The organism is Comamonas testosteroni, from assembly GCF_014076415.1.
Lineage (GTDB): Bacteria > Pseudomonadota > Gammaproteobacteria > Burkholderiales > Burkholderiaceae_C > Comamonas > Comamonas testosteroni_F.
In genome coordinates, this window is the sequence record NZ_CP043568.1 from 2746035 (window position 1) to 2761413 (window position 15379).

A 15379-nucleotide genomic window follows, 5' to 3' on the forward strand; every position below is an offset into this window, starting at 1 on the left:
AACCGAGAGCTGGCCCTGCCAGTCGGCAATGACCGTGACAGCGCCGGTTGCAGTGATCAGAGCGTTGTCAATGTCCATGTTTCAGCGGCAAAGCTCAGCTGGTGCGTCAACTTCAGCGCCTGGAGCAGCATGCTGTCGTGCGATACGATGATCAGCGTGCCCGCGTATTGGCACAACATGCTCTCCAGCGCCTGCAGGGATGGCAGATCCAGGTGGTTGTCGGGTTCGTCCAGCAGCAGCAATTGCGCTGGCTCGTCTCGGTAAAGTGCACAGGCCATGGCAGCCTTGAGGCGCTCGCCACCGCTGAGTTGTCCGCTAGGCTGATCGATATGGCGCGAGTCCAGCCCGATCTGTGCCAGGCGCATGCGCTGCAGCGATTCGGGCGTGCTCGGACTCTCGGTCAGCAACTGGCGAAGTACCGACGATGAAGGTTGCAGCAAGCTCTGGTGTTGGTCGAGCATGGCATGTGTCGCATTCAGCTTGCATTCACCCGTCAGCGGCTGCAACTGCCCGGCCAGCAGCTGCAACAGCATGGACTTGCCGCTGCCATTGGGGCCGCTGACAGCCATGCGCTGACCGCCGCGCAGCACCAGATTCAGAGGAGGGTACGGCCCAACATGAGGCAGTTGCACATCACGCAGCTCGGCAACGATGCGGTCTCCCTGGCTCCTTGGCTCTTGAGGCGCATGCCAGTAGATGCCGCTGGCCTGCCAGTCCACCTGGCGCTGCAGTGCCAGGGCGGCCTCGCGCACGCTTTGGTTCAGGGCTTCGCGCACTGCGGCCTGCTGGGTCGCCAGCTTGCCGCCCGAACTCTGGGCGCGTTCCTTGCTTGCGTCCAGCAGAATCTTGGCCTGATTGCCGTTCTTTCCCAGCCCTTCACCGCGTGCCTGCCTGCGGCTCTGGCGTTCCTGCTGTGTGCGCAAGGCTTGCTCGGCGCGGCTGCGCTCCAGCTTGAGGCGGGCCAGTTCGTCCTGTGCATTCTGGGTTTTCTGGCGTTGGACTTCTCTGTAGAAAGAGTAGTTTCCGCCATAGATGGTGATTGCGCTGGGGGTCAGTTCCGCAACAGAGTCCACGACCTTCAGCAAGACTCTGTCATGGCTGATCAGCAGCAGACCGCTGCGCCATTGCTGCAGTTGCTGCACCAGGGCAGAGCGGCTGGCTGCGTCCAGATGATTGCTGGGCTCATCCAGAATCAGAAAGTCGGCCTGTGCCAGTTGTGCGCCCAGCAGCGCCACGCGCATGGCCTGGCCGCCGCTGAGCTGGCTGGCAGGTGTTTGCGGTGCCAGCTGAGGCAGGCCGATCCGTTCGAGCTGCATCTGAAACTGCTGACGTATGTCCCAGCGCTCGGCCAGCAGTTCGTAGTCGCTGGCTTCGCAGCTGCCCTGTTCAATACGTTCCAGTGCCAGCAGCGTGTCGCTTAGGCCTGCCAGTGCAGCGATGCTCAGGTCCGGACGGGATGTCAGAGGGGCCTGTGGCAGATAGTGAATGCGGCCCGCGTAAGTTACGCCGCCGCTGCCGGGAGGCAACTCGCCAGCAAGAATGCGGGCCAGCACGGTTTTGCCCACTCCATTGCGGCCCACCAGCGCCGTGCGCTGTGAGCCGAAGTTGCAGCAAAGGTTGGAGAAGAGTGGCCGCCCATTGGGCAGTGTGTAAGAGACGCCATGCAGCGTCAGGCGAGTTTCTGTCATAAGACCATGCGATGGGTTGATGCCTAACATCCCCAGGCTGCACATGTGGACGGCAGCGATTGGGAGGAGGGGAGGTGGCCGTCAATCAGACGGCGGCATCAATGGCGCATGGGTGAAGAGTCTCGTTGGAAAGTGAAAGTACTCAATTTTAGGTAGTCCAGCGCTGGGGTCAAGCGAACTGTGGCGCGCATGCCGCTGCCTGATTGCCGAACTTTGCCAGCACCGTCAGCACGCTGGCGGTCGCAGGGTTCAGTGTTGGCAATTGGCGATGGGCGATAGCCATGGGGCGCATCAAGGTGGGTGACAGATGCCGTATCTGCACGCTGCTCTGTTGCTGCTGCTCTTCCATGGCTTCCAGCGGCAGCAGGGCTGCGGCCTGACCGGCAACTGCCAGGCTTTTTAGCGCCTCGGTATAGGTCAGGGCAACGAATGGGCGAGGACTCAGGCCTGCCTGGCCGAACCAGCCGGCAATCAGGCCGTGCATCTGCGTGGCGGAAGCAAAGCAGGCCCAGGGGCGGCTTGCCAGCCATTCGGGGCTTACCTGGTCGGGGACCTCCCAGGCTGCCGGCAACAGGGCCACCATGGGGTCGTTACGCCAGGGCGTGAGCATGATCTCGGCCGTCTCCGCCTGCGGGCTGGCGACCAGGGCGATATCGAGCGCTCCGGCCCTGAGGCGCTGCATGGAGTCGGCCGAGCCAACAGCCTCCAGCTTGATATCGATGCCCGGACTGTGGCGACTCAGGGCGTCGAGCATCAGCGGAAACAGCCGGATATTGACCCCGGCCGATACGCCTACCTTGACCAGGCCGGCGCGGCCGCTGGCGTGACGCTGCACCTGATCGATCAGGTCGTCGCCGGCCTCGAGCAGCTTGCGTCCTTTCTGCACCAGCACCTGGCCGGCCGATGTCAGTTCCGCCTGACGCCTGCCGCGTAGCAACAGCGTTGCATTCATGCGTGCCTCCAATTCCTTGATGTGCAGGCTGACTGTGGGTGGAGCCAGATGCAGCGCCTGGGCCGCTGCGGCGAAGGTGCCAAGATCGGCAATGGCAATCAGCGTCTGCAACTGGTCGAGATTGAGGTTTCGCATGGACTTTGAATCAGATTTTCTGAACTGAATGGTCAGATCATTCAACTTTACAGATGTTTGACCGCCAAAGACCATTGGCCGACCATGAAAAATCATCGAATTGAAGACCGCAGCAAGGGATATGACGCATTGAATGACGGGGCTTCAGCTGCGACCACCCACAGGCTTGAGGCGGCAGGGCCTGGGCATGCTCGCGCATGGCGCTGGCTCGCACAAGTCCGGAGCTGGCTGGAAGGCGCCGAGGCGCGAGTAGGGGCGGGATTCAGAGTGCCACCCAATGGAGGGTGAGGAGGAAGCAGATATTCTCGGAGATCGATTGCTTCTGGCTGCTGCGCGCATGCTTCTCAGGCGATCTCTGTTTCTGCATAACGCTTGCTTTTCAGCACCAGGCCAGCGCTATATTTGTGGACCGCTGTTTTGCAGAGTCCTAGATAGCTTATGTTGCTGAAGCAAATTGAATCCGTCGTGCTGTTTGTGCAAGATATTGATGCCGCTGCTATCTGGTATGCCGAGTTGTTTCAAACCGAGGTGCAATATGAGAATCATCACTACGCTTTTATCAGGACACCGGGATGCCTGATTGGTTTCCATCCGCAGGACAGCAAGTGTCCGGGGGGAGTTGGCGGGGCGACCGTCTATTGGGAGGTGGCTGATCTGCGGGAGGCGATACGGGAACTTGAACAAAGAGGGGCAGTTTTGTACCGAGGTCCTATCGTCACAAGCCTTGGTGCAACTGCGGCAATGCTGCTTGATCCCTTTGGCTGCACCTTAGGACTGCATCAGGCGCACCCTCATTCCGTGCAAGCGGTCCAGACACTGTCAGGCGCCAGCCAGCTGCCGGAGCCGATGCCTAGCGAATGAGCCATCACGTCAATGTTGAGTCATACAGCGATTGGAGGCCTTTCACGAGGCTTCCGGATACCAGAATCAAATGTCAGAATTCCGACGTTGTTGACTTTTGCATCAAGGAGGATCGATGCGTGCACTGGCAGAACTTTTGGAGCGCGACGAGCCGGCCTTGTCGCTGATACAAGCCTGGGCGCAGGACGCGAGCATTCCTGTCGAATGTCTTCCTCCCTCGGCTCAGAGAGACTCCGTGTTGCTAGCATTGCAGGTCACGACACGCTCGCCGCTGGGGGCCATGGCTCATGGAACCGGTGGAATTCTCGTTGACGGGGGCTGGCTCAGAATGCTGGGCTCGGGGCATCCTAGGCTCAGACGCGATCTCGCGGCATGGAATCACGCGCGTGGCAGCGGATTTTTGCTGATTGCCGACGATGCCGTGGGTGGATTCTTTGCCATCAATGGCGGGGGCCTGGGCGAGGATATGGGGGCTGTCCATTACCTGGCTCCAGACACCTGGGCCTGGGAATCTTTGGGGATGAGGCATACGGCTTTTGTGCAATGGGCTTTCACGGGTGGGCTGCGCGACTTCTACCGTGATTTGCGCTGGGAAGGCTGGGAAGCGGAGGTGGCCGGCATGGGCAATGATGCTTGCATGAGCTTCTATCCTTTTCTCTTCACGGAGCAGGGCTCCGTACATTCGAGTGCGCGCAAACCGGTGCCGGCAGCAGAACACTACGCATTCATGAGCAAGAGTGGATAGAAAGAGCCTGCCTGAGCCAAGACAATGGATGAGATATCAGGTGGCTGTGACGCTTTCACCGCCTGCGTGCGACTGGCGCAAGCGGATATCAGCGCTTTTTCCGTGTCGCAACCTCATGGCCTGCTACCGCCATTTCAACCAGCCGGGCAATCGTGTTGATATTTCTGGCCGTACCTTGGGCAGCTGCTGGAATCCTGAGCTTGGAATTGCCCATTCCAGCACCATAAGCCACATAGATCTCGCGCCGTCCCAACTGCAGTTGTTCGTCCTTGAGACCTTTGATCTGGGTCAGCGCGTCTGCAGGTGGTGCTTTATCGAGAAAGATGGCAACGGTGCGGTTGCCCGGGGATTCGGGAAAGGGGTTGTTGGCCAGCACCTCCTTCATCTCCCGGGCTGTGCGCACTATGACGTCCACGGGCTTACCGGCGTAACTGGCCAGGCGTCGCTCCAATGCCGACTTGAGCTGTTGCTCGGTGCAATCTGCATCCAGTACTACATTGCCGCTGGCAATATAGGTCTGTACCTGCGCAAACCCTTCGGCCTCGCACATGGACTTCAACTCCGCCATGGGGAGTTTGCCGGTTCCGCCGACATTGATGGCCCTCAGCAGAGCGACATAGATGGGCATGACGGATAAATGGGCTGAATCTGGAAGGGGCAGGCGGAGAAATCCCGCACGATGTGACGGAGCACCAAGGCGCAGAAGAGGATGCTAGCGTATCGCAAAAGCCCGCGAGATTGGGGTTGCCTGGATAGAGCGGATTCAGGAGGACTTGCAGTCCGCAATGGGTCAGGCTGAGGGGGCTACAGGGGCATGGTTTGAAGTGCAGCCAGCACTCGTCTGTGCTTGTATGGCTTTACCCTGCTTTTTTACATGAGACAGAAATTCCACAGCAGCACCAACCGTGCTTGGCTTGGGCCAAAGCACTAGGACGTGTTGAGATTTAACGTGAATTGATCACAGCCGATGCCAGCGTGATGACAGCAGCGAAGCTGCTGTCTGTCTTGTCGCTGCGCATTGCAATGCGCTTGAACTCCTTGAGCTTGCAAAAGAAGTTCTCGATCAAGTGCCGCCACTTGTAGACCTCTATATCAATCTGCAAGGGCGCTCGACGATTGGCCTTTTGTGCAATCACCACTTGGCAACCCTGTGCCAGCAAGTGTTGCTTCAGCCAGTCTGCGTCAAACGCTTTGTCGGCCAGCAATGTCCGCAGGTCTATGCCTTCGAGCAGCTGTTCTACACCTTGAAGATCATGCCGTTGGCCTGGCAGCAACACAAATCGGATCAAGTTTCCAAGGGCATCCGTCAGCGCCAATATCTTGGTGGTCAAACCACCTCGACTGCGACCTATGGCCTGGCTCGCAGACCCCCTTTTGCACCCTGTCCATGCCTGTGCACTCGCACAATCGTTGCATCCACCATCACGTATTCCATGTCCGGTTGATCGCTGACCGCGTCAAACAGCTTTTGAAAGACATCAGCTTTGACCCAGTCGCGAAACCGTTTGAAGACGGTGTTCCACTTGCCAAATTCAGGCGGCAGATCTCGCCAAGGGCTACCTGTACGCGCAACCCAAAGCACTGCTTCCAAGAACAGTCGATTGTTGGAGCCACTGCGTCCTCGATCCCCAATCTTCCCTAAACACAATGGGCTCATACGAGCCCATTGTTCATCTGTCAAAACGTATCGCATCACAGCGCGATTGTGACGCCACCCCGGAAGGTAAAAATCAAATCTCAACAGACCCTAGTCATTGCACGGATTGCTCCTGCATTTCACAGAATTCGCTCAGGCTCAGGCTGCCTTTGTGCCGCTCGCCAGGATTGGCCTGAGCGCTCGTCAGTTCGGATAGAGGCTTGCCGTTTGCCTGGGCTCTATTGCCTGCCAGAGGCTGGTGCCGGAAGCGGCCTGGGCGCTAGACGGTGCAGGACTGCCTTGTGCAGAAGCATCCGGCCCGTAGTTGTTCCGGCGCTCTTCTACGGTCATGGATTGAGGGCATTTCGAACCCGTGATCTCCAGTGCCGCGCGAGCGTCAGGATCCATGCAGTCCATAGCCAGCGAGGCTGCCTTCATGCCCTTGTTCCAGAGCTCACGGCTCATTTTCAGGCGTTTGCAATGCTCGTCCGTCCAGGTTGTGCCGAAGCGCACGCCAAAGCCAGGGCCGTTGGCACTGCCGCTGCTGCTGCCCATGCAGGTGTCGTTGCTGGTCGTGAGATTGGATCCGTTCACGCTGGGAACGTTCTTCACGGTGTATGTGCCGCTGTACTCGACGATGTTCCTGGATGTCCCGGCTACCGTGCTGTTCAGATTCTGGGTGGTGGTTCCGCTGGTCGTTATGTTTTGATCCGAGCTTGAAGTCGACCTGCTTTCGATGCAGGATACCGATCGGCTGTCCGCCGCAGCAACCGGATTCACGATGGTGATGGATTGATTCTGTTGTGCTCCCACTGACGAGGAGCTGGAGAGGCTTTGTGCACTGCTATCGAGCTGCACAAAGGGACACAAAGGCTTAGCAAGGCTATCGAGGCTTTCATGCTGTTTCTCCTTTGTCCCCGAGTCTTGACTTGGGAGGCCTCAACTCGGGGGCAATACAACTGAGTTCGCGGACCTTATCTAGTTGGCGGCCGAGTTCGCCCATCCATAAGCATTGCCCGAAGTTCCGCCACCATTGGAGCCTCCGAAGGCTGTACCCAGGCTGAAGCCGGCAGTTGTCGCGTTGCCGACAGAGGAGGCGCCAGAGTTGTTGCTGGTCGAGGTTCCTCCCGGGCCCGAGATCGCCTGCGAGTTCGCACCAAAGTAGGCGTTGGTATGGGCCGTGCTGTTCACCACCGCAATGCCGTTGCCGATGGACGCGGTTCCAGCCACATTGTTGGTGCTCGAGTTTGCGTAGCCTCCGGCGCCACCGCTGACCAACTTGCCGGGAGCGTGGCCGAGGTAATTGCTACCGACATCCGAATGTGCGTTGGCATTGGTGGTTCCGTAGCCGCCGGCAACGCCGCCGCCGCTGGTCGCAGCAAGACTGGTGACGGCTCCTGTGGTTGAGACGCTTCCGCCGACACTCGATTGGCCCGAGGCCGCAGGTCCCCAGGAACCGGTGGTGCCGGTGCTGGTTCCAAAGCCGCTTGCTTGAGCGCCGGCCGTCGCACTGTTGAAGCTCACAGCGCTGCCCGTGCCGGAGCTTGCAACCGAGGAATAGGTTCCCGAGGATGCATTGGTCCCCGTGTTGGTTGCAGCAGATGCCACACCAGCCAAGGCAGCAACCGCCATGACAATCAAAGACTTTTTCATGATCATTCCTTTGAACAGCGAGTTCTCAGACCTCCGGGATGAATTCAGGCGAAAGACCATTTGTCATTGCGCAATGATCAATGCCAACCGGAGTTGCGTTTTGGCTTCGCAGACGCTTGTTCCAAAACGTTCTTTCGGTTAATGGCAGTTTCAATAAGCCAGATGAAAACAGAAATACCTTGTTTGGACACGAAATAGGATTCTGCTGATCTGTTGTTGTTATTTTTGCAATTTATTGAAATATAGAACTGTATTGCTATCAATAATGAAGTGAAATCAAATAATTTCGATATTGTTTTTAAGTGTAATTTTCAAAACAATATAATTATTTATATTCAGATGGCTGTATGCGAGAATTTCCTGAGAAGAAGGAAGCCTTGTTTTCTTTGAATTTAAATACCAATATTGAGTGGTTTTTAATTGTAAAGAATGTACTGCACTTTTGATTGAATGGTGCTTCATGAATTCATAACCGTTTTTGAGTTTTCATGGAAGCTGAAAGACGGTCATCCGGGAATGGAGCTTGTGGTTTGCCATTTCCAATGTCGGGGCGAACCTGATCCCTAATCTGGCCTCGATTTTTGTTGCAAGCCAATGGGCGGCAATGCGGTTGCTCTCGGCAGGTTCAAGATATCGCAGCGGGTTGTTGGCAGTCGTTTCAAGGCCATCCCTCATATACGCGAGCGACGGGACTTTCTGCCCCGATCGCCCGCCAGAGTTTCAGGCCCTTATCAAGCTTTTCTCACTCTCACTGGTAATCCTTGCCTGACCACTGCCCCCGATACCCAGTCGATCCATACATTGTCCTTTTCAGGTCGGGTTGGATCGGCAAAGCCCAGAGCATTGAGGTTCACGCCATTGCCGTGCTGTGGGTTGGCATGGGTGGGCTGGCCGTCTACCTTGTGGGCCACGGTGCCTAGTTGCTTGTGACCGTAGCCATGCTCAATGGCGATCGCACCGGGCGCGATACCAGCGCGTACCAAGGCCACGCCTTGGAGCTTGCCGCCGGGGGTGCTGAGTTCGATGTGGTCGCCATTGGCGATGCCCAGCTTTGCCGCGTCGGCCTTGTTGATGCTCACAGGATTGTGCGGGTGCACCTGGCGCAGCCGTGAGGCGGCGATGGACATGCTGCTCATCAGGTTGGACTTGTAGCTGGTCATGGTCAGCGGCCAGTCTTGCTCGGAAAACACTTGGCGCATGTCCGAGCCATCGGCCAGACGCGTGGGGTACCAGGTGGGGCAGCCGCTGTAGCGCTCGCCGGTCATGGAGTGGCGCATCCGGGACAGACCTTCGTGCCAGAACGTCGCCGGGAACTTGGCCTGCAGCTTGAGCTGGTCGCCCTTCCAGGCGTCTTCGACCTTGTCGAAGCGACCGCCACGGCTCATGACCATGGCGACGCGGCGCACTTCCTCGGGGGCGACACGCTTTTGCAGCGACGGCATCCACTTCTCGAGGCCGGTGATCGCGATGTCGTCATCGCTGGCTTCGGGCACGGGTTTGCCCGCCTGGTAGGCGATATTGCAGATGCCGCGCAGATAGAAGTCTTCGGCATTTTCCAGATCGAGCGGCTCGCCGTCTTTGGTGGACATGGCGTTCTTGCCAAAACCAGGCAGACCCAGCTGCTTGGCAACGGCAAAGACAAAGCTCTCGAAGCTGATGGGCTGACCGTCGGCCGTTTTGGCGGTAGCGGCATCGACGGTGGGCCAGCGTACCGTGCTGCTCTTGGCGACCACGTCGGCCCATGGCGCGCCAATGCCCCAGCTCTCATAGGTGACAGTATCTGGCACGATGTAGTCGGCCAGGGCCGAGGTCTCATTGATGAAGGGATCCACCGAGACAAACAGCGGCAGCTTTTTCACGTCCTTGACCGAGTCGGCCAGTGCATTCTCGAAACCGCACATGGCGTAGATGGGGTTGCTGATGTGGTTGATCCAGGCCTTGACCGGGTAGGGGTAGCCCAGCATTCCGGCGGCCAGCATCTCGCTGGAAAGGCCGCCGGGCGCGGGGTACCAGGGGGCCTTGGCGGGGTAGGGGTTCTGGCCCGCTTCTTTTTTGCGTTGGAACTCGCTGGTTTTCTCGTAGGGGAACTTGGTGCGTGACAGGGCCACGCCCTTGGGTTTGACGGCACCTTCAAACTGCGCAAAGTTGTAGCGTGGGCCGGGGCCGAAGGGGCCAAAGGGCCCTGCGTCCATTACCCAGCCGCCGCGTACGTTCAAGTTGCCGATCAGGTTGTTGAGCATGGCGATGGCGTAGGCGGTGTAAAAGCCGGAGCCATTCATGGTGCCGCCGTGGGAGTTGGCCACTGCCTGTTTGCCATGGCTGGTGAACTCGCGCGCCAGGTCTTCGATTTCCTTCACGGGCACGGCGCAAAGAGCGGCGTATTCCTCCAGCGTCTTTTTGTGCGCTTCAGTGCGCAGTTTGACGAAGGCGGTGCAGACAGCAATTGGAGTCGGTTCTTCGGTCGCATCCGCAGCCTTGCGGGGAGTGAACTCATGCTCAACGATCAGCTCGGCGCTCTGGGCCACGGTGTGTGCGGCCAGCGATCCATCGGCCAGTTGCACCACGTAAACGTCTTCAGCAGGTGTTTTTTCGTCCACTGGCTCCGGCATGGGCAGGCCAATGTCCGCGCCGCGCAAGAACTGACCAAAGCGAGGGTGCTTGGGTTCGTTGATGAGCAAGTGCGTGGCGTTACTCCACGAGGCCTCGCCCACCGCCGCCATGGCGGCGGGGCCGGGCTGGGTCAGAAACTGCTTGTCATAGCGCTCGTTGTCGATGATCCAGCGGATCAGACCCATGGCCAGCGCCAGGTCGCTGCCGGGTTTGACGGGCAGCCAGCGGTTGTTGTCACCTGCCGCATGGCTGGACGAAGTGGGCAGCATGGGTGAGATCACCACGTATCGATAGGTGTTCTCGTTACGCGAACGGGCCTCGGCCAGCTCGCGCCCCACGCGCTGGAACGGGTTGCCGGACTGCGCCGGCGAGGTACCGATGAACAGGCCGAAGCGCGAATTCTTCCAGTCCGGCTTGCCGTGGGGCATGCCGGCCATATCGCCCAGCGCCGCACCCGTGCCCACCCGGTAGGTCTGACCACAGTAGGAGCCGTGGTTGGACACGTTGATGGTGCCGAACGATTGTTTGGCAAAGCGGTTGACCAGCGGGGTGCGGCCTTCGTTGGCGGCCTCCGTCACCAGCAATTGGTTGGACTTGGGACCGTATTCGGGATTGGCTTCGTCGATCAGTGTGTTGACGTCGCGGATGGCGCGCAGGCCGTCCACATGGCCTTCGCCGAAGAGGTCGCCGCCTTCGCAGATTTCCTGAACCAACTCTTCGAGCGTGATGCTCTTCCACTGGCCGGAGCCGCGTGGACCGACGCGCTTGAGCGGCTTGAGAACGCGGTGCGGTGCTTTTTGGTGCTCGAGCATGGCCGATCCACGGGCGCAACTGGTGGCACGTCCTTCCAGACCGTTGTCACCGCCCAGCATGGCATAGACCTCGCGAACCGGTGTTTCCATGGGCGCGGGGTGGGTGGTGGCCAGCGGGTGATAGGGGTTGCCCGCGATACGGATGATCCGGTTGTCGGCAGTATCGACGCGCACACGCACACCGCACTGTGTCCAGCAGCCCAGACACGAGGAGGGGCTGACCACCTGGCCGGGCTGGGTCGTCAGCTTGCCGCTGACGGGGTCTATGCGGAATTCGGGCGTCAGCGAGTTGCCCCGCGTGGCGCTTTGGGTGGTTTTGCCCGAGCTGCCGGTGATCAGTCCCTTGGCTCCCTTGGCCACGGTTTCGCCATAGCCTGCGGCAAAAGCCGCCAGGCCGCCCGCTACGGCACCGCCGCGCAGCAGCATGCGACGGCGACCGGCATCGGTGCGGCCGGCATCGGTGCGGCCGGCATCGGCGTCTTGGGATTGTTCGGGGGGGAGTTTCTTGTCAGTCATGGTCTTGCCCTTTGTGTGAGGGAAGGGCAAGCGCTGCAGAATTTCTATGGTTTTGATAGCTGCTGGCGCTTGCTGGTATTGCGTTGTATACGTACTTGGCTTGGTCTTCAGGCGGCGCTGGCGGGCTTGCGGGCCGGGAACAGTTCCAGCGCCCAGGTGGTCAGCGCAACCAGTGCCACGCACAGGCCTGCCATGCCCAGCATGCCCATCAGGCCTTCACCGCCCAGGGGCATGCTGTACAAATACAGTCCTGCTCCAAACTTGGGCACGCCCTGCACGCCCATGAACAGTGCCCAGCGGAAGGCCCAGGCAGATGCCGCCAGGCCGGTGCCCAGCACCAAGGTGTAGCCCTTGGCAGCCAGACGATGTTCGCCTCGCAGCAGGGCCATCACCACGGCTGCGCCAAACACGGCCGAACCCAGCATGGAGATGCGCCAGACAGGGAACTCATTGAACAGGCGCACAGCCATGTCAAATGAAGGGCTCTGGCCCGCGATGCCGGCAATTCCCCAGGTCAGGGCGCTGGCAATCAGGCCGGTGGCCAGCCACAGGCCTAGATTGCGCAACCCTTGCAGGGCTGCCGCATCAGGCTGCAAGGCCCGGGGCAGAAAGCGGTAGAGCACAAAGCCCATGCCCACGGTGGCCAGCCAGCCGCTGAGTGCCAGATTGATCGGTACCCACAGCGTGTTCCACAGCGGGCGCGAGCGGATGACCATGATTTCGGCGCCCGTGTAGACCACGATGCTGAGTGTGGACAGCACCAGTACAGGCACCAGAAGGCGCATCAACCGGTGCTTGCCCAGCCACCATAGCGCGCACATCAACACGCACAGCCCGACAAACGTGGGCATGAGCACGGCACCCAGGCTCATCCACGACCAGGGTGTGAGGTGGGCATAGAAATGCCAGAAGCGCGCTGGCTGGTGCAGGTCGGCCAGCAGGGCGACAGGTGCAGCAATTGCGCTCACGGCCAGCACCAGTACGGCAGTGGGCAGCAGGCGCTGGAGCAAGCCTCGGGCCTGGCCGAACGTACAGGCCGAAGTCAGCAGTGCGGCCCCCGTGGCCATGCCGACCAGAAAGAAATACTGCACGGCCCAAGGCAGCCATGCCGCTTCGTAGGCCGGGGTCAGGAGTTCAATGATTTGCATGAAGTCACTCCTTTCACAGATGTTCGGCAACAAGGCGAACCGTGGCCTGACCATCGACACCGTTCACAAACTCATCGGGCAGGCCGATGTAGAAGACGTGCGGCTTGGTCTTCATGCCGGGCTTGAGGACCTTGATATCGTCCTTGTGAGCATTGATGCGCTGGTTGATTTCGCTGTGTGCGTCGTTCAGGTCGCCAATCACGCGTGCACCGCCCACGCAGCTTTCCACGCAGGCGGGCAGCAGACCGGCTTCCAGGCGGTGTTCGCAGAAGGTGCATTTGTCGGCGGTCTGAGTTTCGTGATTGATGAAGCGCGCGTCGTAAGGGCAGGCCTGTACGCAATAGCCGCAGCCCACGCAGCGCTCGTTGTCGACAAGAACAATCCCGTCGGTGCGTTGAAATGTGGCTTGCACCGGGCAGACGGGCACGCAAGGCGGTTCGTCGCAGTGGTTGCACAGTCGCGGCAGACTGACCATGGCGGCAACCGTGTCGCCGGCCTGGTCGATTTCGTATTGCAGCACCGTGGTGCGGAACTGGCCGATGGGGGGCTGGTTTTCGACCGAGCAGCTCACTGTGCAGGCCTGGCAGCCAATGCATTTGCGCATATCGACCAGCATGCCGAAGCGCTTGCCTTTCATGCCGGGTCGGCGCAGGGGCTGGAAGCTGGGGTCGCCGGGCAGCGCCGCGCGGGCGCCGCCCGCAACACCAAGGCTGGCGGCCATGGCAATCAAATCCTGCAAAAAACCGCGCTTGGTGGGCGCTGTCACTGCCTGCTGAGGTGCCTGGGTAATGGATGGAGTGCTGCAGGTGCAGGCCGAACTGCTGGTTGAGCAGTCGGAGAGTTCTCGTATCTGAAGTGGCATGGCCCTTCCTTTCATCGTCGCACTGGCACCAGAAAACCCTGATGCTTTAAACATAAAAGAGTATTAAATTAATATCTCTTATGTCTAATTGACTATATGAAAGTTGCCGTCTGCGCCACTTGATTTGAGTCAAGTCTTCGCCTGCTTCAGAGTTTTTTGAATGGATATCCCGCAAGCAGATGACTTGTTGCCGAGCATGCATCCAATTTATTAATGAACTGTTAAGCAATCAGTGTGTCGCCGTATGTAATCCGCTTTGCTTAGTGGCAGATGCAGGAGATCAAGCTATGCATACATGGCATGCCTGAGCGCAGACTGAGGCCGATCTGGCGCGCGACCGCAAAGATTGCTGCAGCAAACAGATTGGTTTGGAGTCTTGAACGGCTTTATATTCCTTGATATGAGGCAGTTTCGCTGCTTTCCGACAGTGCAGCAGTCCCGCGAGTTTCTTGGAGGCGGTGGGTTTTCTGTAAGATGTTCACATGCTGCAGGTTTTATGAGCGGCCGGCCCTGATGCTTGCTGTCTCGCAGCTATCTTGGTGCACTGCCAAGTGCATGCGATATTCCAATTTCGTCACATTGAAAGGATCGATATGTCACGCTCTGTTTCCGACGCCGTTTCCACCGCCCAAGACGATCTGGAAAAACTGGTCAGCGATCTGCGTGGTCTGCTGTCTGCCCGTGAACTGGACAAGCTTCCTGAAATCGGCGTGCTTCGTCAGCGCATCGACGACGGCATGGCCAACGTGCGCGAGTCTGCCGTGCGTGCGGCTCAGGACGCCGCTCGCCAGGCACGTGAAGCTGCCGATGTGGCGGATCGTTACGCTCACGACGAACCCTGGCGCGTCGCCGGTGCCGCGCTGGCAGTGGGTGCACTGCTGGGCTTCATGCTGGGTCGTCGCTAAGCATTGCCGAGCTGCAAAAGGACAAGTGCCTGTGAATTTGATTTCACTACTAGGTCTTGATTCCCTGCTGGAGCGCTGGCGTGCCAATCTGAACGAGGCCGCAATCGCGGCCGAAGATCGGGTTGATCTTGCGCAGCTTGAGTGGCAGCAGCACAAGCGCAGCATGCAAGCGCTGGCGGTGCTGGCCATTGTGCTGGGCGCACTCACTGTGGTCGTGCTCATCGTCCTGTCCATGGCTGTGCTCGTGCAGTTCTGGGATAGCGAGCATCGTCAGCTGGTGGCGTGGCTGCTGGTCGGTGGCTGGGTTCTGGTCTGGGGCCTGGGGTTGTGGCGGCTGCTGGCAGCTGTCAATCAACTCTCCAGTCCTTTCAGGCTCACGCGGCGTGAGCTCAAATCGGATTGGCAAGCGCTGAAGGAGAGGATTTAGCATGAGCAGCATCTCTCCCGATTCGCGATCCGCAGAGTTGGAACCCGTCAAGCCCGCAGACATGGATGCTTTGCTCTGGGATGAAGCGACCACCGAGCAAAAGCTGGTGCTGTCGCGCATTGCCAAGCAACGTGCGCGCGTCAAGGCCCGAGCCGCGGCCAAGGCACAGGCGCTTGCCCTGCGCAGCACGCAAACTCCGCATGTGGACGCAGAGGCTCCCTTGCCTGAGCGACTGCTGTCTTTTGTTCGCCTGCATCCGCTGGCAACGGCGGCAGCGGGTGGCTTGCTCATGGTTCTGGGACCACGCAAGCTGATTCGCTGGGGCAGTGCAGCACTGCCCTGGATCCTCAAACTGCAGCAACGTGCACGCGGCTGAAGGGTCATAAAAAACAGCCCGTCAGGCTCAGGCATGACGGGCTGTTTCTTTGG

Annotated in this window: 15 protein-coding genes; 6 read left to right on the plus strand and 9 right to left on the minus strand. The window is 59.3% G+C overall.

The window, feature by feature from the left end; translation table 11 throughout:
* Positions 1-56: 56 nt before the first annotated feature.
* Together F0P97_RS12475 and F0P97_RS12480 are read right to left on the minus strand one after the other, a co-directional pair.
* On the minus strand, positions 57-1688 hold the full coding sequence (locus F0P97_RS12475; protein ID WP_182286970.1) for an ATP-binding cassette domain-containing protein: 1632 nt from the start codon (positions 1686-1688) through the stop codon (positions 57-59).
* Positions 1689-1857: 169 nt separating this feature from the next.
* On the minus strand, positions 1858-2775 hold the full coding sequence (locus F0P97_RS12480) for a LysR family transcriptional regulator (RefSeq protein WP_182286971.1): 918 nt from the start codon (positions 2773-2775) through the stop codon (positions 1858-1860).
* 438 nt (positions 2776-3213) lie between these two features.
* Here F0P97_RS12480 and F0P97_RS12485 point away from each other — a divergent pair, with 438 nt between their 5' ends.
* Positions 3214-3636, plus strand: coding sequence for a VOC family protein (locus tag F0P97_RS12485; protein ID WP_182286972.1), 423 nt, complete (start codon positions 3214-3216; stop codon positions 3634-3636).
* A gap of 115 nt (positions 3637-3751) precedes the next feature.
* Entirely contained in the window at positions 3752-4381 is a 630-nt protein-coding gene (locus tag F0P97_RS12490) for a DUF2625 domain-containing protein (protein ID WP_182286973.1), read from the plus strand.
* An 88-nt stretch (positions 4382-4469) separates the two neighbouring features.
* Here the strand turns inward: F0P97_RS12490 and F0P97_RS12495 are convergent, their stop codons facing one another.
* From F0P97_RS12495 to F0P97_RS12505, 3 genes are all read right to left on the minus strand, one after another.
* Positions 4470-5009: a DUF1697 domain-containing protein gene (locus F0P97_RS12495; protein WP_182286974.1), complete on the minus strand. Its 540-nt coding sequence runs from the start codon at positions 5007-5009 to the stop codon at positions 4470-4472.
* 316 nt (positions 5010-5325) lie between these two features.
* A protein-coding gene (locus tag F0P97_RS12500; protein ID WP_420093890.1) for an IS5 family transposase occupies positions 5326-6074 on the minus strand; the annotation gives its coding sequence in 2 pieces (ribosomal slippage) (positions 5326-5747 and positions 5747-6074; 750 coding nt in all).
* Positions 6075-6221: 147 nt separating this feature from the next.
* Positions 6222-6611: a hypothetical protein gene (locus tag F0P97_RS12505; protein WP_232538225.1), complete on the minus strand. Its 390-nt coding sequence runs from the start codon at positions 6609-6611 to the stop codon at positions 6222-6224.
* Between F0P97_RS12505 and F0P97_RS27820 the strand changes: the two genes are divergently transcribed.
* Positions 6592-6726 (plus strand): hypothetical protein, encoded by a 135-nt coding sequence (locus F0P97_RS27820; protein WP_269780128.1) that lies wholly within the window; start codon positions 6592-6594, stop codon positions 6724-6726. The genes F0P97_RS12505 and F0P97_RS27820 overlap by 20 nt on opposite strands.
* Positions 6727-6995: 269 nt before the next feature.
* On the opposite strand, the gene F0P97_RS12510 is transcribed toward F0P97_RS27820, so the two are convergent.
* The 4 genes from F0P97_RS12510 to dsrO form a co-directional block, all read right to left on the minus strand.
* Positions 6996-7670 carry a hypothetical protein gene (locus F0P97_RS12510; protein WP_182286976.1) on the minus strand — a complete coding sequence of 225 codons (675 nt, stop codon included), beginning with the start codon at positions 7668-7670 and terminating at the stop codon, positions 6996-6998.
* Between the two features lie 731 nt (positions 7671-8401).
* Positions 8402-11608: a tetrathionate reductase subunit A gene (locus F0P97_RS12515; RefSeq protein ID WP_182286977.1), complete on the minus strand. Its 3207-nt coding sequence runs from the start codon at positions 11606-11608 to the stop codon at positions 8402-8404.
* Positions 11609-11715: 107 nt separating this feature from the next.
* On the minus strand, positions 11716-12756 hold the full coding sequence (gene nrfD / locus F0P97_RS12520) for an NrfD/PsrC family molybdoenzyme membrane anchor subunit (protein ID WP_182286978.1): 1041 nt from the start codon (positions 12754-12756) through the stop codon (positions 11716-11718).
* 13 nt (positions 12757-12769) lie between these two features.
* Positions 12770-13618, minus strand: coding sequence for a sulfate reduction electron transfer complex DsrMKJOP subunit DsrO (dsrO, locus tag F0P97_RS12525; RefSeq protein ID WP_420093904.1), 849 nt, complete (start codon positions 13616-13618; stop codon positions 12770-12772).
* Positions 13619-14211: 593 nt separating this feature from the next.
* Between dsrO and F0P97_RS12530 the strand changes: the two genes are divergently transcribed.
* From F0P97_RS12530 to F0P97_RS12540, 3 genes are read left to right on the plus strand one after another with little or no spacing between them, the layout of a single operon-like run.
* A complete protein-coding gene (locus tag F0P97_RS12530; RefSeq protein WP_003079290.1) occupies positions 14212-14523 on the plus strand; it encodes a DUF883 domain-containing protein in 312 nt (103 codons plus the stop codon).
* Between the two features lie 25 nt (positions 14524-14548).
* Positions 14549-14950 (plus strand): phage holin family protein, encoded by a 402-nt coding sequence (locus tag F0P97_RS12535; RefSeq protein WP_182286979.1) that lies wholly within the window; start codon positions 14549-14551, stop codon positions 14948-14950.
* A 1-nt stretch (position 14951) separates the two neighbouring features.
* Positions 14952-15326, plus strand: a complete 375-nt coding sequence (locus F0P97_RS12540; RefSeq protein ID WP_182286980.1) for a hypothetical protein — start codon at positions 14952-14954, stop codon at positions 15324-15326.
* Positions 15327-15379: the final 53 nt, after the last annotated feature.